Origin of the sequence: Burkholderia thailandensis E264 (assembly GCF_000012365.1) — a bacterium.
Classification (GTDB): Bacteria; Pseudomonadota; Gammaproteobacteria; order Burkholderiales; family Burkholderiaceae; genus Burkholderia; species Burkholderia thailandensis.
Genome location: NC_007650.1, coordinates 2,083,228 through 2,105,308, shown reverse-complemented (window position 1 = coordinate 2,105,308; position 22,081 = coordinate 2,083,228). Strand labels below are relative to the sequence as shown.

Genomic DNA, 22,081 nt, shown 5'->3' with positions numbered 1-22,081 from the left:
CTCACCATGACTCGACAGATCCGTTTCAACGCCTTCGACATGAACTGCGTCGGCCATCAGTCGCCGGGGCTCTGGGCGCATCCGCGCGACGAGTCGTGGCGCTATCGCGAGTTGAGCTACTGGACCGGGCTCGCGCAACTGCTCGAGCGCGGCAAGTTCGACGGCCTGTTCATCGCGGACGTGCTCGGCATCTACGACGTCTATCAGGGCAGCGGCGAAGCGGCGATCCGGCAGGGCGCGCAGGTGCCCGTCAACGATCCGATCCTGCTCGTGTCCGCGATGGCGGCCGTGACGCGGCATCTCGGCTTCGGCGTGACGTGCTCGCTGTCGTACGAGCATCCGTATCCGTTCGCGCGGCGCATGTCGACGCTCGATCATCTGACGGGCGGGCGCGTCGGCTGGAACGTCGTGACGTCGTACCTCGACAGCGCCGCGCGCAACCTCGGACTGCCGCAGCAGGCGAATCACGACGAGCGCTACGCGATCGCCGACGAATATCTCGAGGTCTGCTACAAGCTGTGGGAAGGCTCGTGGGAGGACGGCGCGATCGTGCGCGACGCCGCGCGCCATGTGTTCGCCGAGCCTTCGAAGGTGCATCCGGTCGGCCATCGCGGCCGCTACTACGACGTACCGGGCATTCATCTGTGCGAGCCGTCGCCGCAGCGTACGCCGGTGCTCTATCAGGCGGGCGCATCCCGGCGCGGCAAGGATTTCGCCGCGCAGCACGCGGAGTGCATCTTCGTCGCGGCGCCGTCGCGCACGATCCTGAAGGCGTTCGTCGCCGACATCCGCGAGCGCGTGAAGCGCTTCGGCCGAGATCCGCACGACGTGCTGATCTTCAACCTGCACACGGTGATCACGGGCCGCACGTCGGCCGACGCGCACGCGAAGCACGCCGACTATCGCCGCTACGCGAGCGACGAGGGCGCGCTCGCGCTGATGTCCGGCTGGACCGGGATCGATCTGTCGAAATACGATCTCGACGCACCGCTCGAGCACGTCGAGAGCAATGCGATTCAGTCGGCCGTCGAGGCGCTGTCGAGCGCGGACCCGACGCGCAAGTGGACCGTGCGCGAGATCGCGCGCTGGGGCGGGATCGGCGGGCTCGGGCCGGTGTCGGTGGGCGACGCGCGCGAGATCGCCAACGATCTGCAATCGTGGGTCGCCGAAACCGGCGTCGACGGCTTCAACCTTGCGTACGCGGTGACGCCGGAGACGTTCGTCGACGTCGTCGAGCACGTCGTGCCGGAGCTGCAGCGGCGCGGCGCCTATCAGACCGACTACGCGCCGGGCACGCTGCGCGAGAAGCTGCATCGCGCGGGGCCGCGGCTCGCCGCGCCGCATCCGGCCGCGCGCTATCGCGCCGGCGGCGAGCACGCGGCGGCCGAGCGGATCGCGACGGGGGCGTGAAGGCGAAAAGGCGAAAAGGCGGCGGCGCCGCCGTTCGGCGGCGCCGCCGTTCGGCGGCGATTCGATGCGGCGGCGCGGGCGCGCCGTGCCGAACGTCGATTCGAGGCTCGACGGCGCGCCGGCGTGCGCTGTGCGGCGCGCGTGTCCGTGCCCATCGCCGAATCCGCCGAGACAGCAGGAATCGCAGAGGCCGCAGAGGCCGCAGAGGCCGCCGAAGCGGCCGAAGCCGGCAAGCGCCCGCGTTGCCTCACGCCGCCGCGTTCAGCGCCTTGGGCTCGCGGGCGGGCGCGTCGTGCGCGGGCAGCGTGATCACGAAGCGCGCGCCGCCGAGCGGCGCGTCGTCGAGCCGCACGTCGCCGCCATGCGCGAGCGCGACGCGCCGCACGATCGTGAGGCCCAGGCCGAAGCCGCCCGTCAGCCGGTCGCGGCTCGAATCGAGCCGGTGGAACGGCTCGAACACGCGGTCGCGGTCGGTCGCCGGAACGCCGGGGCCGTCATCGTCGACAGTCAGCACGAGCGCGCCCGCATCGCCGAGCGACGCCCGCAGCGAGATCGTCGTCGACGCGTAGCGCATGCCGTTGCGGATCAGGTTCAGCAGCGCGCGTGCGACGAGCTTCGCGTCGCACACGTGGCACGCGGGCGCGCCGAGCGTCGACACGTCGAGCGTGAGCCGGCGATCGGCGATGTCGTGCGCGACGCTCGCGGCGACGCTGTCGATCAGCTCCGCCACCATCACCTGCATCAGCACGAGGTGCCGCTCGCCCTGTTCGAGCCGGCCGATCGTCAGCAGCTCGGTCACGAGCTCGTCGAGCTCGCGCACGTCGCGGCGCAGCGCCTCCTGCCGCTCCTGCATGCGCTCGGCGCCATCCGGCGACGCGAGCAGCGCAAGGCCGAACTCGAGACGCGCGAGCGGCGTCTTCAGCTCGTGCGAGATGCCGTGCATCATCTCGCGCTGCTGCTGGATCGATGCCTCGATCCGTTTTGCCATGTCGTTGAATTGCTGCGACAGCTCGTAGACGTTCGATTTGCGCGACAGCTCGGCGCGCGTCGACAGCCGGCCGTTGCCGAACGCACGCGCGGCCGCCTCGAGCTTGCGCAGGTCGCGCCAGTGATAGTGAATCCACAGCGCGACGGCGAGCAGCGTCGCGAGCGCGACGGTCAGGTACGCGTAGATCTGGATGTCGAGGCTAGGCGGCTCGTCCGGGCGCGCATGCAGCACGGAGCCGTCGACGAGCGGCATGAAGTAATCCTTGCCGTCGTAGCTGATCGCGATCTCGCCGCGATCGAGATCGCGCCGCTGCTCGGCGCTCAGCAGCTTGCGCGCGTCGTCGATCGACATGAAGCCGAAGCCCTCGTTGCCGTGCTTTGCGAGCTCGCGCAGCGCGCCTTGTCGCGACGCGCCCGGATGGCGTTCGAGATAGTCGTTCAGCACGAACGCGTACGTGCTGAGCGTCTCGCGCGCGGCGCTCGACACCCGCTCGTAGAAGAAGCGCGTGAACGACGTGTTGATGAAGACGATCGCCGCGGCGGCGCAGACGACCACGACCAGATACAGCCTGATGAGCGAGCGCAGCATTCAATCGTCCCACGCGGACGGGCTGAACAGATAGCCGCGGCCCCAGATCGTCTTGATCTTGTGCGGCTCGGACGACGCATCCTCGAACCGGCGCCGCAGCTTCGAGATGCCCGAGTCGACCGAGCGGTCGAGGCCGTCGAACTCGATGCCGCGCAACTGCTTGAGGATGTCGTCGCGGCTCAGCACGGTGCCTGCCGAGCGCGCGAGGATCAACAGCAGGTTGAACTCGGCCGTCTTCAGGTCGACGGGCTCGCCTCGCCAGGTGACCGTGCGGTTCGGCGGCGAGATCGTCAGCTCGCCGAACACGAGCGCCTCGCTCGCGGGCGAATCGACGGGCGCGCCCGGCTGCACGCGGCGCAGCAGCGCGCGGGCGCGCGCGACGAGCACGCGCGGCTCGATCGGCTTCGTCACGTAGTCGTCGGCGCCTGTCTCGAGGCCGGCCACTTGATCGTAGACGTCCGAGCGCGCGGTCAGGATCAGCACCGGCACGTTCGAGAACCCGCGAATCCGGCGGCAGACTTCCATGCCGTCGAGATGCGGCAGCATCAGGTCGAGAATCACGAGCGCGGGCTGATGCTCGCGCACGGCCCCGACGGCGAGGTCACCGCGCCGGACCACGGTCACCGAGAATTCGTAGCTGTCGAGATACTCGCGGATCAGTTGCGCGAGGCGGTCGTCGTCTTCGATCAGCAGCACCCGGTATTTGAGCGGCACTTCGTTCATGGTCTCCTCGGAATGGTTCTGCACGCGCGAGCGCGGGCAGGGCACGCGCATTCTAGCCGCACGTGCCGCATGCCGGGGGCGGCCGCAACAATCACGGACAATCGGACACAAATCCGCACATATTCCCGAAACATTCGGGACAGATTCGCCGGGCGCACGAACCTAGACTGCGGACTCCCCGACTCTATCTCGATATTGTGCGCTCATCCATTCACGCCCTTCGGTATTGCGTGCCGATCGCGGGCTTCATGTCCGCAGCGCTCGCGCATGCGGAAAACGTCTACACGCTGTCGATCGGCGGCGGCTTCGTGCCGCGCTATGCCGGCAGCAACCAGTATCGCGGCGTCGTCGCGCCGTCGTTTTCCGCCGAGTTCGACAACGGCATCTTCATCGGCGCGCTCGGCGGCGTCGGCTACCGGCTGAAGCTGCCGGGCAACGCGTTCGTCGCGGCGGCGGTGGGCTACAGCGACGGCCGCGCGGACGAGAACCGCTTCGACCGGCCGGGCTCGAACTACCTGAAGGGGATGGGCAACGTGCCGGGCTCGGTGGTCGTCGCCGTGCAGGCGGGCGTCGCGCTGTACGGCGGCAGCATGCTGAGCGTGACTGTCGACACGCCCGTCACGCATACGTCGCGCGGCGTGTCCGGACACGTCGACCTCGCGGTGCCCGTGTACAGCGCCGGGCGTCACGAAGTCGTCGTGACGGGCTCGGTGCACGCGGCGTCCGGCCGCTACACGCAGACGTTCTACGGCGTCACCGACGCGCAGGCGGCCGCGACCCGCTTCGCGCCGTATTCGACGAAGGGCGGCATCGACAGCGCGTCGATGTCGGTCGCATGGACCTACAAGTTCTCGAAGCACTGGTCGGTGGACACGACGCTTGGGCTCACGCGTCTGCTCGGCCGCTACGGGAACAGTCCGATCGTGCAGCAGAAGGCCAACTATTTCGGGCTGTCTTCGCTGACCTATCGTTTCTGATTCTGAAGAAGGAGGTGCCCATCGTGCTGATCTGGAAAACCGCGCTTTCGCTCACCTGGCGGGCCGGCCTCGTGTCGCCCGCGAGCGCGCCCGCCGCGGCTGCGCACGCCGACCGGATCGTGCTCACCGGAGCGACCGGCTTCATCGGCGGCGCGGTGCTCGTGTCGCTCGTGAACGCCGGGCTGCTCGATCGCGTCGTGTGCATCGTGCGCGCGTGCGACCGCGCGCACGCGCTCGTGCGGCTGCGCGCGGCGGCGCTCAAGAGCGGGCTCGCGCCGTACTGGGCCGAGCGGCTGACCGAGGCGAACGTGATCGCGGGCGAGCTCGACGGCGCGCTCGCCGATGCGGACGCGGCGCGCATCGCGCTCGCATCGCACGTGATCCATTGCGCGGGCGTCGCGTCGCTCGCCGACGCAAGCGTCGTCAACGAGACGAACGTCGACGCGACGCTGCACTTTGCGCGCCGCTTCGCGGGCAGCCGGCGGCTGCAGCGCTTCGTGCACGTCGGCGCGGCGTTCGCGTGCGGAATTCGGGCCCGCGGCGTGATTCGCGAGGACGACGCGCCGCCGCGCGGCCGCGCGGTCGATCTCGCGCCCTATACGCGCGGCAAGCGCGACGCGGAAACGCAGCTGCGCGCGCTCGGCCTGCCGCTCGTCGTCGTGCGGCCGTCGTGCGTCGTCGGGCACACGCTGCTCGGCACGCAGCCGTCGGCGAGCACGTTCTGGATGTTCCGGATCGTTCACGCGGCGCGCCGCTTCACCGCGCGGCCGATGACGCGCGTGGACGTGATCGCCGTCGACGATTGCGCGCGCGCGCTGATGCTGCTCGCGCTCAAGCCGTCGCTCGCGCACGATACGTACCACGTATCGGCGGGCGACGAAGCGCCGACCGTCACGCAGATCGTGCGCGCGATGGACGAGGCGGTGGGCCTCGACGACGAGCCGCGCTACGCGACGTGCTCGTCCGCCGATTTCGGGGCGATCGCGCGCGACGTGCTCGGCCGCCGCGACGCCGCGCGCGAGCGCGTGATCCGGCGCGCGTTGCAGTCTTACGCGGTGTTCGCCGAGCTCGACCACGTGTTCGACAATGCGCGCGTGCGCCGCGAGATCGACTTCGAGCCGCTGCCGTTCGTCGATTACGTGAACGAGTGCATGCGCACGTCGCGCGGCGTCGACGTGCTCGCGCAAATGCCGAGGACGGCGGCCCGCTGAATGCGCGCGCGGCGGCCGCGCGTCACGAGCCGCCGACTTCGATCAGCTTGTCGAGCGCCGCGTACACCTCACCGAGCGCATCCGCGCCGAAGCGCTGCTCGATGAGCCGATACTGCTCGTCAATGCGCGGACTGATTTGCGCGACGAGTTGACGGCTCTGCGGCGTCAGGCTGACGATCAGCCTGCGTTGATCCTCCTGCGCGCGCGTGCGGCGGATCAGGCCGTCGCGCTCCATTCTCTCCAGCACGCCCGTGAGGCTCGGGCTCAGGATGCTGCAACGCTTCGCGATCTGTCCGGCTTCGAGCTCATGAGACGGTTCGCCGTCCAGTACGCGAATGATCCGCCATTGCTGTTCCGTCAGCGAAAATTCCTTCAGGATCGGCCGGAACCGGCCCATCAACGTTTCGCGGGCCTCGAGCAGCAGCATGGCCAGATTGCGGTGATCGAACGTACGATTCATGAGGTTCCTGGAAGAGCAGTTGATCCGCTCATCTTAGCAGGGCGAAAATCACCGGGGACCGCCTTATCAGGGTTATCAGGGTTATCGCGGTTGTTCTTTTCGCGTGCTGTAGTTAATATGTTAAGTAATTGACCTGGCCGCATGACGCGGCGGAGGATGAGTCGCATGGAGCTGTCTCTCGCCGAACACGGCGCGCCCGTCGCGACGGTGCCGATCGGCACCGTCTACGGCGCGCTGCTCAACGATCGCGGCGCGCTTGCGGCGCTGGGCGACGCGGTGCACGCGCCGCCGTATCGCCAGCCGCCGCAGGCGCCCGTGCTGTACGTGAAGCCCGCGAACACGCATGCGGGCGACGGCGCGGCCGTCGTCGTGCCGGCCGGTGTCGACGCGCTCGAGATCGGCGCGTCGCTCGGCGTCGTGTTCGCCCGTCGCGCGACGCGCGTGTCGGCCGAACAGGCGTTTGATTTTGTTAAAGGTTTTACGCTTGCAAGCGACGTGTCGATTCCGCATCCTGATTATTACCGGCCGGCGGTGCGCTTCAAGTGCCGCGACGGCTTTTGCCCGCTCGGGCCGGCGATCGTTGCGCGCGCAAGCATCGGCGATCCCGACGCGCTCCCGGTGACGGTGCGCGTCGACGGCGAGCGTCGCTACGAGGCGAGCACCGCGAACCTGATCCGTCCGGTCGCGCGGCTGATCGCCGATGTCTCGGCGTTCATGTCGTTCGACGCCGGCGACGTGCTGCTCGTCGGCGTCGGGCCGAATGCGCCGCGCGCGGCGGCGGGCAGCACGATCGAGATCGACGCGCCGGGCATCGGCACGCTGCGTCACACGCTGATTGCGGAGGGCGCGCGATGAAGACCGCACGCGTAGTGTTCAACGGCGCGCTGCATGCGGCCGAACCGGCGGGCGACGCTCTCGTGCGGCTCGATACCGGGCGTGTGCTCGCCGAGACGGAAGTCTCGTGGCTGCCGCCCGTCGCGCCGCGCACGGCGTTCGCTCTCGGCCTGAACTATGCCGATCACGCGAAGGAGCTCGCGTTCAGCGCGCCCGCCGAGCCGCTCATCTTCCTGAAAGGGCCGAACACGTTCGTCGGCCACCGCGCGCAGACGGTGCGGCCCGCCGACGCGACGCACATGCATTACGAGTGCGAGCTCGCGGTCGTGATCGGCCGCGAGGCGCGGCGCGTCACGCGCGCGCGGGCGCTCGACCACGTGCTCGGCTACACGATCGGCAACGATTACGCGATCCGCGATTATCTGGAGAATTTTTACCGACCGAACCTGCGCGTGAAGAACCGCGACACGTGCACGCCGCTCGGCCCGTGGCTCGTGAGCCGCGACGAGATCGGCGACGCGTCGAATCTCGCGCTGCGCACGACGGTCAACGGCGTCGAGACGCAGCGCGGCAACACGCGCGACATGATCTTCGACGTCGCGTCGCTGATCGAATACATCAGCGGATTCATGACCCTCTCGCCGGGTGACCTGATCCTGACCGGCACACCCGAAGGGCTCGCCGACACGAAGCCGGGCGACGAGGTCGTGACCGAGATCGAGGGGATCGGCCGGCTCGTCAACACGATCGTCGGCGAAGCGGATTACTATCGCGCCGGCTGACGCCGCCGCACAAGGAGAGACGCATGGGCATCAAGCACTGGATCGGCGGGCGCGAAGTCGACAGCCGGGAAACGTTCACGACGTTCAATCCGGCGACGGGCGAGCCGATCGCCGAGGTCGCGTCGGGCGGCGCGCAGGAAATCGACGCGGCGGTGCGCGCCGCGAAGGACGCGTTTCCGAAATGGGCGAACACGCCGGCGAAGGAGCGCGCGAAGCTGATGCGCAAGCTCGGCGAGCTGATCGAGCGCAACGTGCCGGCGCTCGCCGATCTGGAGACGCAGGACACCGGTCTGCCGATCTCGCAGACGAAGAAGCAGTTGATTCCGCGCGCGTCGGAGAACTTCCATTTCTTCGCCGAAGTGTGCACGCAGATGAACGGCCGCAGCTATCCGGTCGACGACCAGATGCTGAACTACACGCTGTACCAGCCGGTCGGCGTGTGCGCGCTCGTGTCGCCGTGGAACGTGCCGTTCATGACCGCGACGTGGAAGACCGCGCCGTGTCTCGCGCTCGGCAACACTGCGGTGCTGAAGATGTCCGAACTCTCGCCGCTCACGGCCGACCAGCTCGGCCGCCTCGCGCTCGAGGCGGGCATTCCGGCGGGCGTGCTGAACGTCGTGCAGGGCTACGGCGCGACGGCGGGCGACGCGCTCGTGCGGCATCCGGACGTGCGCGCGGTGTCGTTTACGGGCGGCACCGTGACGGGCAAGCGGATCATGGAGCGCGCGGGCCTGAAGAAATATTCGATGGAGCTGGGCGGCAAGTCGCCCGTGCTGATCTTCGACGATGCGGATTTCGACCGAGCGCTCGACGCGTCGCTCTTCACGATCTTCTCGATCAACGGCGAGCGCTGCACCGCGGGCTCGCGGATCTTCGTGCAGCGGACGATCTACGACAAGTTCGTCGCCGAGTTCGCGCGCCGCGCGAACAACCTGATCGTCGGCGATCCGGCCGACGAGAGCACGCAGGTAGGCTCGATGATCACGCGCGCGCATTGGGAGAAGGTGACGGGCTACATCCGGCTCGGCATCGAGGAGGGCGCGCGGCTCGTGGCGGGCGGCCCGGACAAGCCGGCGAATCTTCCCGCGCATCTCGCGAACGGCAACTTCGTGCGGCCGACCGCGTTCGCCGACGTCGACAACCGGATGCGGATCGCGCAGGAGGAGATCTTCGGGCCGGTGGCGTGCCTGATTCCATTCGACGGCGAGGAGGACGGGCTGCGTCTCGCGAACGACACGTCGTACGGCCTCGCGTCGTACCTGTGGACGCAGGACGTCCGCCGCGCGCACCGGCTCGCGCGCGGGATCGAGGCGGGCATGGTGTTCGTCAACAGCCACAACGTGCGTGACCTGCGCCAGCCGTTCGGCGGCGTGAAGGAATCGGGCACCGGCCGCGAAGGCGGCGAATACAGCTTCGAGGTGTTCGCCGAGATCAAGAACGTGTGCATCTCGATGGGTGGCCATCACATTCCCCGCTGGGGCGTGTGAGGCCCGCCGAACACGAACGATACGCCGCGCGCCGGGGCTGTCGGCCGGCGACGCGGCAGGAGACTCATGATGGGAAAGCTGTCACTCGCCGCGAAGATCACGCACGTGCCGTCGATGTATCTGTCCGAATTGCCGGGCCGGCATCACGGCTGCCGCGCGGAGGCGATCCGCGGCCATCAGGCGATCGGCGAGCGCTGCCGCGCGCTCGGCGTCGACACGATCGTCGTCGCCGATACGCACTGGCTCGTCAACGCGGGCTATCACGTGAACTGCAACGGGCATTTCGCGGGCGTCTACACGAGCAACGAACTGCCGCATTTCATCCGCGACATGCGCTACGAATACCCGGGCAATCCGGCGCTCGGCCATCTGATCGCGGCGAGCGCGAACGAGCGCGGGATCGGCACGCGCGCGCACGAGATCGACAGCCTCGAGCTCGAGTACGGCACGCTCGTGCCGATGCGCTACATGAACGCCGATCAGCACTTCAAGGTCGTGTCGATCGCCGGCTGGTGCATGTGGCACTCGCTCGACGAGAGCCGGCGCTTCGGCGAGGCGCTCAGGCACGCGATCGAGGCGAGCGACGCGAACGTCGCGTTTTTCGCGAGCGGCTCGCTGTCGCACCGCTTCAACGACAACGGCAGCCCCGAAGAGGCGATCCACATGATCAGCCGCGAGTTTTACAGGCAGGTCGACCTGCGCGTGGTCGAGCTGTGGAAGCAGGGCGATTTCGCGACGTTCTGCAAGATGCTGCCCGAGTACAACGAGCACTGCCACGGCGAAGGCGGCATGCACGACACCGCGATGCTGCTCGGCCTGCTCGGCTGGGACCGCTACGACAAGCCGGTCGAGATCGTGACCGACTACTTCGCGAGCTCGGGCACGGGGCAGATCAACGCGATCTTCCCGCTGCCGTGAGCCGCGCGGCGGTTCGCTTCGAACGCCCGCGCAATCCTCGGAACAACGGAGAGCCACATGCCTCACATCATCGTCGAATACACCGCGAACATTCGTGACGACGCGCGGATTCCCGTGCTGCTCAAAACGATCAACGAGACGCTGATCGCGCAGGGCGGCGTGTTCCCGACGGGCGGCATCCGCTCGCGCGCGATCGAGCTGCAGGATTACTGCGTCGCGGACGGCACAGCCGACGACGCGTTCGTGCACGTGACGCTGAAGATCGGCTCGGGCCGCGACGACGCGACGAAGAAGGCCGCGTGCGACGCGCTATTCGACGCGATCAAGGCGCATTTCGCGGCGCTCTACGAACGGCGCTATCTCGCGCTCTCGATGGAGCTCGCCGAGTTCAGCGAGACGGGCTCGTACAAGCACAACAACATTCACGCGCGCTACAGGCGCGGCGCGTGACCCCACCCCGACAACGACGACCATGCTAGATTCCGCCACCATCCAGTTGCTCGCCCGCCGGCTGCACACCGCGGAGCGCGAGCGCAAGCAGATCCGCCAGATCTCGCTCGACTACCCGGAGATCACGATCGACGACGCGTACGCGATCCAGCGCACGTGGGTCGACATGAAGCTCGCCGAGGGCCGCGTGATGAAAGGGCACAAGATCGGCCTCACGTCGAAGGCGATGCAGTATTCGTCGCAGATCGACGAGCCCGACTTCGGCGCGCTGCTCGACGACATGTTCTTCGAGGACGGCGCGACGATTCCGACGCACCGCTTCATCGTGCCGCGCGTCGAGGTCGAGCTTGCGTTCGTGCTCGGCAAGCCGCTCAGGGGGCCGGACTGCACGGTGTTCGACGTGTACGACGCGGTCGACTACGTGGTGCCCGCGCTCGAGATCATCGATGCGCGCAGCCAGTCGATCGATCCGGACACGAAGCGCCCGCGCAAGGTGTTCGACACGATCGCCGACAACGCGGCGAACGCGGGCGTCGTGCTCGGCGGGCGGCCCGTGCGGCCGATGGACGTCGATTTGCGCTGGGTCGCGGCGATCATGTCGCGCAATGGCGTCGTCGAGGAGACGGGCGTCGCGGCGGGCGTGCTGAATCATCCGGCGAACGGCGTCGCGTGGCTCGCGAACCGGCTCGCGCGCTTCGACGTGTCGCTCGACGCGGGCGAGATCATTCTCGGCGGCTCGTTCACGCGGCCGTGCGCGGCGAAGAGCGGCGACACGTTCAACGTCGATTACGGCCCGCTCGGCGCGATTCATTGCCACTTCGAATGACGGTCAACGATGCGCATTCCTGAGAATACGTTCAAGGCCGCGCTCGCGCGCGGGCAGGCGCAGATCGGGCTGTGGCTCGGGCTCGCGAATCCTTATGCGGCGGAGGTCGTCGCGGGCGCGGGCTTCGACTGGCTGCTGATCGACGGCGAGCACGCGCCGAACACGGTGCCGACGATCCTCGCGCAGTTGCAGGCGATCGCCGCGTATCCGTCGCATCCCGTCGTGCGCGTGCCGTGGAACGACGCGGTGGCCGTCAAGCAGGTGCTCGATCTCGGCGCGCAGACGCTGCTCGTGCCGATGGTGCAGAGCGCCGGCGAGGCGCGCGCGGCGGTGGCGGCGACGCGCTATCCGCCGCACGGCGTGCGCGGCGTCGGCAGCGCGCTCGCGCGCGCGTCGCGCTGGAATCGCGTCGACGATTACCTGCGGCGCGCGAACGAGCGGATCGCGGTGCTCGTGCAAGTGGAGACGCGCGCGGGGCTCGATGCGATCGACGCGATCGCGCGCGTCGACGGCGTCGACGGCGTGTTCATCGGGCCCGCCGATCTCGCGGCCGATCTCGGGCACCTGGGCGAGCCCGCGCATCCTGACGTGCAGGCGGCGATCGACCGCGCGATCGCCGCGATCGTCGCCGCGGGCAAGGCGGCGGGCATCCTGTCGGCCGATCCGGCGGCCGCGCGGCGTTATCTCGACGCGGGCGCGACGTTCGTCGCGGTTGGCGTCGACACGACGCTGCTCGCGCGCGGCGCCGAGCGCCTTGCCGCGCAGTTCAAGCCGGCGGCCGGCGGCGGGAGGGCGGGCGCGAGCGGGGGCGATGCGACGTATTGACGCGCAGCGGGCATGGCGTGCAGGCATGTTCGGCTTGCGCGGCGCCTTCGGCGGCTGTCGTCGTGCGAGTAATGAGTAGTGAATGACGAATGAAGGCGCATCCGCGGATTCCGGCGCATGGCCGCGGAGCGTCTGCGGCGCTTGAATGCGCGGTGAGCCCGCCGCGCTTCGCGACAGCACGGTGCGTCGCGCGCGATTCTGCGACGCGACGCACCGCGCCGTCCGATCAGAACCGCTGCTGCATCCCGACGGTCACGCCGACCTGCGTGCTCGCATAGCCGATCGAGTCGCGCGACACGCTGACGTTCTGACCATGTTTCGCGATCGCGAAGCCGCCCGCCGCGTACAGCATCGTGCGCTTCGATAGCGCGTATTGCGCGCGCAGCGACACGAGCGTCGGATCGGCGTCGGTGGCGCCCTTGATGTTCTCGTGATAGACCGCGCCCGTCAGCGAGAACGCCGGCGTGAAGTTGTACGAGCCGCCGAGCCAGTACGTGTCGCTCAGTTGCGTCGCCGCCGCCGTGTGATACGTGCGGCGGTAGTTGCGGTAGCCCGCCATCGTCTTCAGATGGCCGAAGTCGTAGCTGACGCCTGCGTGAATGCCCTGCACATAGTTGACCGGGTCCGCGGGCGTCACGCTGTCGGCCGCGCCGTTCTGGCGATCGAACGTGACGACCGCGGCGAACGGGCCGTTCTTGTAGCCGAGCGCGAAGTCGTATTTCGAGCTCGTCTTCATGCTGCCCGGCACGTTGCCGAAGCCGTACATCGCGCCGAAGCGCAAGCCGCCGTACGCGCCGTCGTAACGGACCGCGTTCGACGAACGGGTGAAGAGGCCGTCCTTGCGGCCGCCCGTGGCCGTCGACGAAGTCGCCCACGAGTAGTTTTGCGAGTAGCCCATCGGGTCGAACGGCAGCATGTAGTCGTACGTGACCGTGAAGTTGCGCCCGAGCGTGAGCTCGCCCCACTTGCCCGCGAGGCCCACCGTCGCGCGGCGCGCGAAGATCGAGTCGGGGCCGTCGTCGAACGCGCCGTTCGCGAGGTCGATCCCGCTTTCGAGCCGGAACACGGCCTTCAGGCCGCCGCCGAGATCCTCGACGCCGCGCAAGCCCCAGCGCGACGTGTTCTTGTTGCCCGACTTCATCCGGAACGCGCCGCCGCCGTCGGGCGCCGCATGGTTCACGTATTCGATGCCCGCGTCCATGATCCCGTACAGCGTGACGCTCGATTGCGCGAGCGCGTGGCCGGATGCAAGGCTCGCGCACGTGGCGAGGCCCGCTGAGATCGCAGTCGTGCCGGCGATGCGGCGGTGCTTTTTCATCTTCGGTGTCTCCAATTGAGTGATGGTTGTTTTACGTGGCGCGCGTACGCAGCCGTCAGGCGTCGGGCGCGCGCCGGGGGCGCCGGCGGATGCCGGCGCGGGCTTGCTGCGGGGTGCTACAGGGGATGTCGTCGGGGCGGCCGGGGGCGGGCGCTGGCGAGCGGGTTCATGCTTCGCGGTCCGGGGCGGCGAACGACGGCGCATGCGCGGCGGATTCGCGCGAAGGCATGGGCGCGTGCGTATCGTTCGCCATCGCCATCGCCATCGCCATCGCCATCGCTCTCGCCTTCGCTCTCGCCTTCGCGAGCGGCGTCGCGCGCCGCATCGCGCCGGCACCGCGCGAACCGGCGTCGCCGCGTCGTCCGGACACGCGCCGCCGTTGCTCTCGCGCGGTCTCGGTCAGCCGGCCTTCGCGAACGCCCAGCAATCGTTCGCCGGGAACTCGAGCCAGTGCCGGCCCGCCGCGCGCGGCACCGTGCCGAACGCGCGCAGTCGCAACTCGCCGCAATGGAACAGGTACTCCCAGCGATCGCCGAGATACATCGACGTGACGAGCTCGGCGGGCAGCCGGTTCTCGCCGGGGCCGTCCGCAACCTGCACGCGCTCGACGCGAATCACCGCGTGCGCGTCCTCGCCGTGCCGCAGCGCGGCGCGCGCGCGCGCCGCGAGCCGCCAGCCGTCGCCCGCGAGCGTCACGCGCTCGCCGTCGACCGCGTCGACGCGCGCGTCGATCCGGTTGTTGCTGCCCATGAACTCGGCCGTGTACAGCGTGCGCGGCGCGCCGTACAGCTCGGCGGGCGCGCCTTCCTGCTCGATGCGGCCGTCGCGCAGCAGCAGGATGCGGTCCGACATCGCCATCGCCTCGGCCTGATCGTGCGTGACGCACAGCGCGGACAAGCCGAGCGACACGATCAGCTCGCGCAGCCACGCGCGCGCTTCCTCGCGCAGCTTCGCGTCGAGGTTCGACAGCGGCTCGTCGAGCAGGATCACGGGCGGGTTGTAGACGAGCGCGCGCGCGATCGCGACGCGCTGCTGCTGGCCGCCCGACAGTTGATGCGGATAGCGTCCGGCGAGGTGGCCGAGGCCGAGCTGGTCGAGCGCGGTCTGCACGCGGCGCTTGATCTCGGGCGACGCGACGCGGCGCAGCTTGAGCCCGTAGCCGACGTTCTCGGCGACCGTGCGGTGCGGCCACAACGCGTACGACTGGAACACGAGGCCGAGCGAGCGCGCCTCGACGGGCAGGTCGACGCGGCTCGCGCCGTCGAAGAACGTGCGTTCGTCGAGCCGGATGCGGCCGCTCGACGGCGTCTCGAGCCCCGCGACCGCGCGCAGCAGCGTCGTCTTGCCGCTGCCCGACGCGCCGAGCAGGCACACGACCTCGCCCGCGTTCAATTCGAACGACACGCCCTTGAGGATCGGGTTCGCGCCGTAGCTCAGATGCAGATCGTCGACGATGAGCTTATCCATGCAGTTTCACTCCGAAGCGCAACGCGACGGCGAGTCCCGCGCCGACCATTGCGATGTTGATGACGGACAGCGCGGCGACCTGGTCGACCGCGCCCGTCGCCCAAAGCGACACGAGCAGCGCGCCGATCACCTCGGTGCCGGGCGACAGCAGGTAGACGGCTGTCGAGTATTCGCGCTCGAAGATCATGAAGATCAAGAGCCAGGCGGCCAGCAGGCCGAAGCGCACGAGCGGCAGCGTCACGTCGAGCGACACGCGCGCGCGCGTCGCGCCGACGCTGCGGCCCGCTTCTTCCAGTTCGGGGCCGACCTGCAGCAGCGCGCTCTGGATCAAACGCATCCCGTATGCGAGCCACACGACCGTGTACGCGATCCAGATGCTCCACATCGAGTTCTTCAGCTCGCGCAGGCCCGGCACGAACAGGAAGATCCACAGGAACGCGAGACCGGCGAGCAGGCCCGGCACCGCGCGCGGCAGCAGCACGATGTAGTCGAGCATGCGCGCGACCCAGTCGTGGCGGCGGTGGCCCGCGAACGCGACGAGCGAATAGAAGCCGATCGCGAGCGCGCCGCCGATCACGCCGATGCCGAGCGTGTTGGCGATCGCGCGCACGAGGTTGTCCTGCTCGAACAGCTCGACGAAGTTCGCGACGGTCAGCACTTCGGCGAGCGGCACGCCTTCGCCCCAGTTCGTGACGAACGCGCGCAGCACGATGCCGGAGATCGGCACGATCACGGTGAGCGCGAGCCACGCGGCGACGATCGCGAGCGCGACCCAGCGCCACGCGCGCAGCGGCAGCACGGTCGCGCGGCCCGCCTTGCCCTTGACGGTCACGTAGCGGTTCGCCGATTTCAGCAGATGGCGCTGCAGCAGCACGAGCGGGAACGTGATCGCGATGATGCACACGGCGACGGCCGCCATCAGGTGATACGACGGCACGCCGAGCTTGTTCGTCAGCTTGTACAGGTACGTCGCGAGCACGAGGTGGCCTTCGGGGTCGCCGAGCACGAGCGGCAGCCCGAACACCTCGAAACCGAGGAAGAACACGAGCACGCCCGAGAAGAGCAGTGCGGGCAGCGTCATCGGCAGGCTCACGTCGAGCGCGACGCGAAACGGCCGCGCGCCCGCGACGCGCGCGGCTTCCTCGACGTCCGAGCCGAGGTTGCGCAGCGCGGCCGACGCGTACAGATACACGTGCGGCACATGCGTGAGGCCGACGATGATCGTGATCGCGAGGATCGAGTAGACGTTCCACGGCACGGACGCGACGCCGAACAGATCCTTGAACCACACCGAGTAGAAGCCGACCGGGCCCGCCGCGACGACGTAGCCGAACGCGAGCACCATCGGCGACACGAACACGGGCGTGAGCACGAGCGGCTCGAGCCAGCGGCGGCCGGGCAGATCGGTGCGCACCATCAGGAACGCGAGGATGCCGCCGAGCGGAATCGAGATGAACAGCATCCCGCCCGCGATGACGAACGAGTTCTTCACGGCGGACCAGAAATCGGGATCGCTGAAGATGAAGCGAAAGCCCTCGACGCCGAGCGTCCTGTTCGCGTCGAAGAACGGCGCGGACAACAGGCTTTGAAAGACGATGAACGCGATCGGCAGCGCGACGGCGATCGTCAGGACGGCGATGACGATCCAGCGCAGCATGCCCGCGAGCGGCCGGAGTCCGCCCGCCGACTGCGCGCCCTGTGCGTCGCCGCCGAGCGCGGGCGCGGATCGTCCGGTGCTGGTTGTAAGCATGAGTTCGCCCTTGCGGCCCGCGGGCCGCGTCAATGAGAAGGAAAGCGAAGGGAAGGGGCTCGCGCGGCGGGCGCCGCGCGAGCGTCACGCGCGCGGGCTCAGCGCTTGAGCGCCTGCTGCCATTGCTTGAGGAACGCGAGGCGCTTCGACTGGTCGAGATAGACGAGCAGGCCCGAGCCGATCTGGATCGGCTTGAGCGAATCGCCGAGCTCCTTCTCGAGGCTCGTCATCGACGTTTCGCCCGATACGTCCGCGCGGATCGAGTACAGGTTCGCCTGGTTCGCGATCAGCGTCTGGCCGCGCTTCGAAAGCAGATAGTCGACCCACAGCTTCGCCGCGTTCGGATGCCGCGCCTGCTTCGAGATCGTCACGAGCCGGCTCACGACGAGCGTGTAGTCCTTCGGCAGCACGTAGCCGATCGACTTGTCCTTCTTCGCCTTCGCGTACGCATACGAGCCGAGGATGTTGTAGCCGATGAGGTTCTCGCCCGACGAGATCCGCTCCATCATCGCGCCCGTGCTCGACTGCAGCTTCGGGCTCGTCGCGCCGATCGCGCGCACGAGCTCCCACGTGACCTTGTCGTTCACGTGCGCGTCCTGCGTCAGATAGTTGAAGCCGACGCCGGACTTCTCGATGTCGTAGGTCGTCACCTTGCCCTTGAACTTCTCGGGCTGCGACTGCAGCAGCTTGATCAGGTCGGCGCGCGTCTTCGGCACGTCGTTCCCGGGAATCAGCCGCTTGTTGTAGACGATCGCGAGCGGCTCGTAGGTCGTGCCGTACGCCTGCTTCTGGTACTGCGCCCATTGCGGCACGTGCGGCGTCTCCGGCGAATCGTACGCGGCCGTCAGCCCGTCGTTGACGAGCTTCACCTGCAGATCCATCGCCGAGTTCCACAGCACGTCGGCGCTCGCGCTTTTCGCGGCGCTTTCGCTCACGTAGCGGTTGTAAAGCTCGGTGCTGTTCATGTCGTTGTATTCGATCTTCACGCCGTACAGGCTTTCGAAATCCTTGATGAGCGGGCGCACGAGCGACGTGTCGGTCGTCGCGTAGACGACCAGCTTGCCTTCCTGCTTCGCGGCGTCGATCACGTGTTGGTAGTTACCCGGATAGCCTGCCGGGACCTGCGCGCAGACAGTGCTTGCGGCGGCGAAAAGAACGGCGGCGATGCCGGCCGGTGCGTGATGCATGTCTTCCTCCAGTTGTTGCGTCTTGTTCGGTTCGAGTGACGCGGATGGTACGCGGCGCGCACTTTCATCGCGCTTTCATTTTTTGTCACAATCGCTTTCTTTTGATTATGGATTTCCCGAGGTTTTGCTGATGCGTGTGCTGCTCGTCGAAGACAACCCGATCCTCGCGCAGTCGCTCGCCGATGCGCTTTCCTCCGCGCGTTTCGCGGTCGACCACATGGCGGACGGCGAGGCCGCCGACCACGTGCTGCACACGCAGGACTACGCGCTCGTGATTCTCGACCTGGGGTTGCCGAAGCTCGACGGTCTCGAAGTGCTGCGGCGGCTGCGCGCGCGGCGCAACCCGGTGCCCGTGCTGATCCTGACCGCGCACGGCTCGGTGGAGGACCGCGTGCGCGGGCTCGATCTCGGCGCGGACGACTACCTCGCGAAGCCGTTCGAGCTGACCGAGCTCGAGGCGCGCGCACGCGCGCTGATCCGGCGCAGCCTCGGGCACGATCACGTGCGCGTCGAATGCGGGCCGCTCGAGTTCGACAGCGTCGACCGGAGTTTTCGTCTGAACAATGACGCGCTCGCGTTGACGCCGCGCGAACGCTCGGTGCTCGAGGTGCTGATCCTGCGCAACGGCCGCGCGATCAACAAGGAGACGTTGTCGGAGAAGATCTTCGGGCTCGACGAATCGGTGAACGCCGACGCGATCGAGATCTACGTGCACCGGCTGCGCAAGAAGCTCGAGGGCAGCGGCGTCGCGATCGTCACGCTGCGCGGGCTCGGCTATCTGCTCGAGGCGCAGCCGTCGTGACGCGGCTCAATCTGCGCGCGCAGGTCGCGCTGTGGCTGCTGTTGCCGTTCCTCGGGCTGCTCGCGCTCGATTCGTGGCTCACGTACCAGCGCGCGATGAACGCCGCGCACGTCGCGTTCGATCGCACGCTCGCGTCGTCGCTGAAGTCGATTCGCGAGGGCGTGCGGCTCGTCGGCGGCGAGGTCGAGGTCGACCTGCCGTATCTCGCGCTCGAGATGTTCGAGTCGAACGACGGCGGCAAGATCTACTACCTGATCCGCGGCGACGACGGCCGCGCGATCACCGGCTACCGCGATCTGCCGATGCCGGGCGCGCGCGCGAGCGCACCGCTCTATGCGACGTCGTTCTACGACGCCGTGTACCGCGGCGAGCCGTTGCGCATGGCCGCGCTGCGGCTGCCCGTGCACGACGTGCCGAGCGCGCAGACGCGCGTCGTGTGGGTAATGGTCGGCGAGACGATCGAGGCGCGGCAGGCGCTCGCGCGCGAGATCCTCGTCGGCTCGCTGCTGCAGGAGGGCCTGCTCGTCGTGCTCGCGCTCGGCATCGTGTGGCTCGGCGTCGGGCGCGGGCTGCGGCCGCTGAACCGGCTGTCGGCGAAGGTCGCCGCGCGCGCGGAGGACGACCCGACGCCGCTCGAGACGATCGGGCTGCCGAGCGAGGTCGCGCCGCTCGTCGAATCGATCAACCAGTATGTCGCGCGCACGCAGCGCATGCAGGTCGCGCGGCGACGCTTCTTTGCGGACGCCGCGCATCAACTGAAGACGCCGCTCGCGGCCGCGCAGGCGGGCGTCGAGCTCGCGCTGCGGCCCGCCGAGCGCGAGCGCGTGAACGTGCATCTGCGGCGCGTGAACGGCGCGGTGCGGCAGGCGGCGAAGATCGTCCAGCAATTGCTGTCGTTGTCGCGGCTCGAATCGGACGTCGTGCCGGCGATCGAGTGCAAGCCGGTCGCGCTCGCGAAGCTCGCGCGCAGCGTGACGCTCGACTGGTCGGGCGTCGCCCGCGCGCGCGGCATCGATCTCGGTTTCGAGGCGCACGCGAGCGTCGACGTGATGGGGCGCGCGGATCTGCTTGGCGAGCTCGTGGGCAATTTGATCGACAACGCGATCCGCTACGCGGGCGACGGCGCGGTGATCACGGTGCGCGTCGCGCGCGAAGGCGATGTCGCGCGGCTGGAGGTGATCGACGACGGGCCGGGGATCGCGCCCGAAGAACGCGATGCGGTGTTCGAGCGCTTCTACCGCAGCCAGGCGACGCTCGCGATCGAGGGGACGGGGCTCGGGCTGTCGATCGTGCGCGAGATCGCGCGCGTGCATCGCGGCGCGGTCGAGTTGGGGGATGCGGCGGGCGAGAGCGGTGCAGCGAGCGAGGGCGTTGGCGCGGGCGATGCGGGCAACGAAACCGGCGAGGGAAGCGAGAGCGATGAGCGCATCGAGGGGCGCTCGGCCGAACAACGGGCGGCGCGCGGCCGCGGGCTCGTCGTGCGCGTCACGCTGCCGGCCCTGGCGGCGTGAGCGCCGGGGCGTCAGGGCCGGGGCGTGAGGGCCCTTGGCCGTCGGTCGCGCGCCGGCTCGGGCGAGCGTGACGGCGGCGGCGCGTGAACGGCGGCTTGCATCGCGCCGCGCGGGGGCTAGGGCGGGCTAGTGCGTGCCGCATCTCGCACGTCCGCGCGCGACCTGCGCGGGTCAATCGCGGAACGCGATCTCCGCGTCGGCCGATTGCCCGACTTCCAGAAACGCGCCTTCGCCGTTCACGACGATCGCGTTCTTGCCGAACGTCAGCGCGCCGCCGAACTGCTGGCTGCCGCGATAGGCGCTCATCGTGTCGGTCGGCTCGTTCGGCCACGCCGGGTCCGGCGCGCCCGTGCGCTGGTCGATCGTCGGCACCGGGCAGCGCGTGCATAGCTTGACGAGGCTCAGGCGCACGCCGCCGTTGTCCGTCTGCACGTCGAGGTAATCGACGTAGTCCTCCTCGTAGGCGTCGAGGCCCGCGAGCACGACGTTCGGGCGGAAGCGGTTCATCGGCACCGCGCTCGCGCCCTTGCGGCGCAGCCGCGCGTTCAGGTCGTCGAGCGACGACTGGCCGACGACGAGGATCGGAAAGCCGTCGGCGAATTGCGCGTACGACGTGAACGCACCCGTCCACTTCGCGCCGACCACGCGCCGCGCATCGGGCGCGAAGCGCGCGAGCCGCGCGGGCGAGCCGAGGAAATCGCTGAACCAGCGCGCCGCGTGTGCGCCCGCGTCGAGCGCGCTCACGGTGTCGCGCCAGACGGTGGCGGCGAGCGGCTCGGCGCCCGCGAGCGCCGTCGCCGCGAGCGGCGTGCGCAGCTCGGGCATCCCCGGCGCGTTGACGACGAGCTCGCGTTCGCCGATCGCCGTGCGCACGAGCGCGAGCCGCGGATGCGTGCGCTGCGTGATCATCGCGCCCGCCGGATCGGTGACCATCCAGTTGCGGTCGTATTCGAGGCCGGTGACGAGCAACTGCGCGCGAACCGTCGCAATGCCCGCACAGGACTTGATCGGATAGACGAAAAGTTCGCTGATGACTGGCATGGCGCGCTTGGGCCCGGGATCGGTACGGATTAGGAAAACGGCGGCGGAACCGTGATTTTGCCAGATTGTCCGCGCCCGCAACCGCCTGCGTCCGAGCGCGCCCACTAGGCCGACACCAGGGCGACGTCCCGTCGGCATCGGGCCGACCGGCGCGGCGCCCGCCGATGCGCAATCGATTTCGCGTTCGCGCGGCCGCTCGCCGTCATCGCCGCGGGCCGTCTTTCCGCTATCGGGCGCGGGTGCATCGAGCGGATCGCGGCGAATGCGCGCTCGATGGCGACGCGATCCGCTGCGGGCCGCGCGCGGGCGGGGGGGAGCCGGGAGCGCACGCCATTCGGCCGCGCGAATGGCTGTCGGCGTGACTGTCGCTTCGACGCGCATTGAACGCACATCACATACGCATTACATGAGCATAGCACGCGCATCGCGCGGATAACTCGAGCGAGGCTTGCGGCCGTTTCGTGCGAGCATCGTGCGAGCGTCGTGCGAACATCGTGCGAGCGTCGTGCGAACGGCGGGGCGAAAT

The 22,081-nt window shown here is 68.9% G+C and carries 20 protein-coding genes; 12 read left to right on the top strand and 8 right to left on the bottom strand.

Annotation, left to right across the window (positions count from 1 at the left end; translation table 11 throughout):
• Positions 1–6: 6 nt before the first annotated feature.
• Positions 7–1,410 (top strand): LLM class flavin-dependent oxidoreductase, encoded by a 1,404-nt coding sequence (locus BTH_RS08910; RefSeq protein WP_009897773.1) that lies wholly within the window; start codon positions 7–9, stop codon positions 1,408–1,410.
• A gap of 247 nt (positions 1,411–1,657) precedes the next feature.
• Here the strand turns inward: BTH_RS08910 and BTH_RS08905 are convergent, their stop codons facing one another.
• Positions 1,658–2,986: an ATP-binding protein gene (locus BTH_RS08905; RefSeq protein WP_009897771.1), complete on the bottom strand. Its 1,329-nt coding sequence runs from the start codon at positions 2,984–2,986 to the stop codon at positions 1,658–1,660.
• Positions 2,987–3,709 carry a two-component system response regulator BprR gene (gene bprR, locus BTH_RS08900; RefSeq protein WP_009897769.1) on the bottom strand — a complete coding sequence of 241 codons (723 nt, stop codon included), beginning with the start codon at positions 3,707–3,709 and terminating at the stop codon, positions 2,987–2,989.
• A gap of 230 nt (positions 3,710–3,939) precedes the next feature.
• On the opposite strand from bprR, the gene BTH_RS08895 reads away from it, so the two are divergent.
• Together BTH_RS08895 and BTH_RS08890 are read left to right on the top strand one after the other, a co-directional pair.
• Positions 3,940–4,686 (top strand): MipA/OmpV family protein, encoded by a 747-nt coding sequence (locus tag BTH_RS08895; RefSeq protein ID WP_009897768.1) that lies wholly within the window; start codon positions 3,940–3,942, stop codon positions 4,684–4,686.
• Positions 4,687–4,709: 23 nt separating this feature from the next.
• Positions 4,710–5,897 carry an SDR family oxidoreductase gene (locus BTH_RS08890; protein ID WP_009897766.1) on the top strand — a complete coding sequence of 396 codons (1,188 nt, stop codon included), beginning with the start codon at positions 4,710–4,712 and terminating at the stop codon, positions 5,895–5,897.
• Positions 5,898–5,919: 22 nt separating this feature from the next.
• On the opposite strand, the gene hpaR is transcribed toward BTH_RS08890, so the two are convergent.
• Positions 5,920–6,357: a homoprotocatechuate degradation operon regulator HpaR gene (gene hpaR / locus BTH_RS08885; RefSeq protein WP_009897765.1), complete on the bottom strand. Its 438-nt coding sequence runs from the start codon at positions 6,355–6,357 to the stop codon at positions 5,920–5,922.
• 165 nt (positions 6,358–6,522) lie between these two features.
• On the opposite strand from hpaR, the gene BTH_RS08880 reads away from it, so the two are divergent.
• The 7 genes from BTH_RS08880 to hpaI all read left to right on the top strand — a co-directional run bounded on the left by BTH_RS08880 (position 6,523) and on the right by hpaI (position 12,479).
• On the top strand, positions 6,523–7,212 hold the full coding sequence (locus BTH_RS08880) for a fumarylacetoacetate hydrolase family protein (protein WP_009897763.1): 690 nt from the start codon (positions 6,523–6,525) through the stop codon (positions 7,210–7,212).
• Positions 7,209–7,973: a fumarylacetoacetate hydrolase family protein gene (locus BTH_RS08875; RefSeq protein ID WP_009897762.1), complete on the top strand. Its 765-nt coding sequence runs from the start codon at positions 7,209–7,211 to the stop codon at positions 7,971–7,973. The genes BTH_RS08880 and BTH_RS08875 overlap by 4 nt, the downstream gene beginning before the upstream one ends.
• Positions 7,974–7,996: 23 nt before the next feature.
• A complete protein-coding gene (gene hpaE, locus BTH_RS08870; RefSeq protein WP_009897760.1) occupies positions 7,997–9,460 on the top strand; it encodes a 5-carboxymethyl-2-hydroxymuconate semialdehyde dehydrogenase in 1,464 nt (487 codons plus the stop codon).
• Positions 9,461–9,529: 69 nt separating this feature from the next.
• A complete protein-coding gene (gene hpaD, locus BTH_RS08865) occupies positions 9,530–10,378 on the top strand; it encodes a 3,4-dihydroxyphenylacetate 2,3-dioxygenase (RefSeq protein WP_009897759.1) in 849 nt (282 codons plus the stop codon).
• 57 nt (positions 10,379–10,435) lie between these two features.
• Positions 10,436–10,828 carry a 5-carboxymethyl-2-hydroxymuconate Delta-isomerase gene (locus tag BTH_RS08860; RefSeq protein WP_009897757.1) on the top strand — a complete coding sequence of 131 codons (393 nt, stop codon included), beginning with the start codon at positions 10,436–10,438 and terminating at the stop codon, positions 10,826–10,828.
• Positions 10,829–10,850: 22 nt separating this feature from the next.
• Positions 10,851–11,654, top strand: coding sequence for a 2-oxo-hept-4-ene-1,7-dioate hydratase (gene hpaH, locus BTH_RS08855; protein ID WP_009897755.1), 804 nt, complete (start codon positions 10,851–10,853; stop codon positions 11,652–11,654).
• Between the two features lie 9 nt (positions 11,655–11,663).
• Positions 11,664–12,479 (top strand): 4-hydroxy-2-oxoheptanedioate aldolase, encoded by an 816-nt coding sequence (hpaI, locus tag BTH_RS08850; RefSeq protein WP_009897753.1) that lies wholly within the window; start codon positions 11,664–11,666, stop codon positions 12,477–12,479.
• Positions 12,480–12,705: 226 nt separating this feature from the next.
• On the opposite strand, the gene BTH_RS08845 is transcribed toward hpaI, so the two are convergent.
• From BTH_RS08845 to BTH_RS08825, 4 genes are all read right to left on the bottom strand, one after another.
• Complete coding sequence (locus tag BTH_RS08845; RefSeq protein WP_009897752.1) at positions 12,706–13,797, bottom strand: porin; 1,092 nt, start codon at positions 13,795–13,797, stop codon at positions 12,706–12,708.
• 399 nt (positions 13,798–14,196) lie between these two features.
• A complete protein-coding gene (locus BTH_RS08835) occupies positions 14,197–15,264 on the bottom strand; it encodes an ABC transporter ATP-binding protein (protein WP_009897747.1) in 1,068 nt (355 codons plus the stop codon).
• Positions 15,257–17,014: an ABC transporter permease gene (locus BTH_RS08830; protein WP_009897745.1), complete on the bottom strand. Its 1,758-nt coding sequence runs from the start codon at positions 17,012–17,014 to the stop codon at positions 15,257–15,259. Before BTH_RS08830 ends, BTH_RS08835 begins: the two co-directional genes overlap by 8 nt.
• Positions 17,015–17,112: 98 nt before the next feature.
• On the bottom strand, positions 17,113–18,201 hold the full coding sequence (locus BTH_RS08825; protein ID WP_009897744.1) for an ABC transporter substrate-binding protein: 1,089 nt from the start codon (positions 18,199–18,201) through the stop codon (positions 17,113–17,115).
• 130 nt (positions 18,202–18,331) lie between these two features.
• Here BTH_RS08825 and BTH_RS08820 point away from each other — a divergent pair, with 130 nt between their 5' ends.
• Both BTH_RS08820 and BTH_RS08815 read left to right on the top strand, forming a co-directional pair.
• Positions 18,332–19,003: a response regulator gene (locus BTH_RS08820; protein WP_009897743.1), complete on the top strand. Its 672-nt coding sequence runs from the start codon at positions 18,332–18,334 to the stop codon at positions 19,001–19,003.
• Complete coding sequence (locus BTH_RS08815; RefSeq protein ID WP_009897742.1) at positions 19,000–20,514, top strand: sensor histidine kinase; 1,515 nt, start codon at positions 19,000–19,002, stop codon at positions 20,512–20,514. Before BTH_RS08820 ends, BTH_RS08815 begins: the two co-directional genes overlap by 4 nt.
• Before the next feature lie 171 nt (positions 20,515–20,685).
• Here BTH_RS08815 and BTH_RS08810 read toward each other — a convergent pair whose 3' ends face one another.
• Positions 20,686–21,555, bottom strand: coding sequence for an MOSC domain-containing protein (locus tag BTH_RS08810; RefSeq protein WP_009897740.1), 870 nt, complete (start codon positions 21,553–21,555; stop codon positions 20,686–20,688).
• Positions 21,556–22,081 lie beyond the last annotated feature (526 nt).

Bases quoted from the DNA above. Each gene is read 5' to 3' on its own strand.
- BTH_RS08910 (WP_009897773.1), top strand. From the start codon at position 7: ATGACTCGACAGATCCGTTTCAACGCCTTCGACATGAACTGCGTCGGC.
- BTH_RS08905 (WP_009897771.1), bottom strand. From the start codon at position 2,986: ATGCTGCGCTCGCTCATCAGGCTGTATCTGGTCGTGGTCGTCTGCGCC.
- bprR (WP_009897769.1), bottom strand. From the start codon at position 3,709: ATGAACGAAGTGCCGCTCAAATACCGGGTGCTGCTGATCGAAGACGAC.
- hpaR (WP_009897765.1), bottom strand. From the start codon at position 6,357: ATGAATCGTACGTTCGATCACCGCAATCTGGCCATGCTGCTGCTCGAG.
- BTH_RS08880 (WP_009897763.1), top strand. From the start codon at position 6,523: ATGGAGCTGTCTCTCGCCGAACACGGCGCGCCCGTCGCGACGGTGCCG.
- BTH_RS08875 (WP_009897762.1), top strand. From the start codon at position 7,209: ATGAAGACCGCACGCGTAGTGTTCAACGGCGCGCTGCATGCGGCCGAA.
- hpaE (WP_009897760.1), top strand. From the start codon at position 7,997: ATGGGCATCAAGCACTGGATCGGCGGGCGCGAAGTCGACAGCCGGGAA.
- hpaD (WP_009897759.1), top strand. From the start codon at position 9,530: ATGGGAAAGCTGTCACTCGCCGCGAAGATCACGCACGTGCCGTCGATG.
- BTH_RS08860 (WP_009897757.1), top strand. From the start codon at position 10,436: ATGCCTCACATCATCGTCGAATACACCGCGAACATTCGTGACGACGCG.
- hpaH (WP_009897755.1), top strand. From the start codon at position 10,851: ATGCTAGATTCCGCCACCATCCAGTTGCTCGCCCGCCGGCTGCACACC.
- hpaI (WP_009897753.1), top strand. From the start codon at position 11,664: ATGCGCATTCCTGAGAATACGTTCAAGGCCGCGCTCGCGCGCGGGCAG.
- BTH_RS08845 (WP_009897752.1), bottom strand. From the start codon at position 13,797: ATGAAAAAGCACCGCCGCATCGCCGGCACGACTGCGATCTCAGCGGGC.
- BTH_RS08835 (WP_009897747.1), bottom strand. From the start codon at position 15,264: ATGGATAAGCTCATCGTCGACGATCTGCATCTGAGCTACGGCGCGAAC.
- BTH_RS08830 (WP_009897745.1), bottom strand. From the start codon at position 17,014: ATGCTTACAACCAGCACCGGACGATCCGCGCCCGCGCTCGGCGGCGAC.
- BTH_RS08825 (WP_009897744.1), bottom strand. From the start codon at position 18,201: ATGCATCACGCACCGGCCGGCATCGCCGCCGTTCTTTTCGCCGCCGCA.
- BTH_RS08820 (WP_009897743.1), top strand. From the start codon at position 18,332: ATGCGTGTGCTGCTCGTCGAAGACAACCCGATCCTCGCGCAGTCGCTC.
- BTH_RS08810 (WP_009897740.1), bottom strand. From the start codon at position 21,555: ATGCCAGTCATCAGCGAACTTTTCGTCTATCCGATCAAGTCCTGTGCG.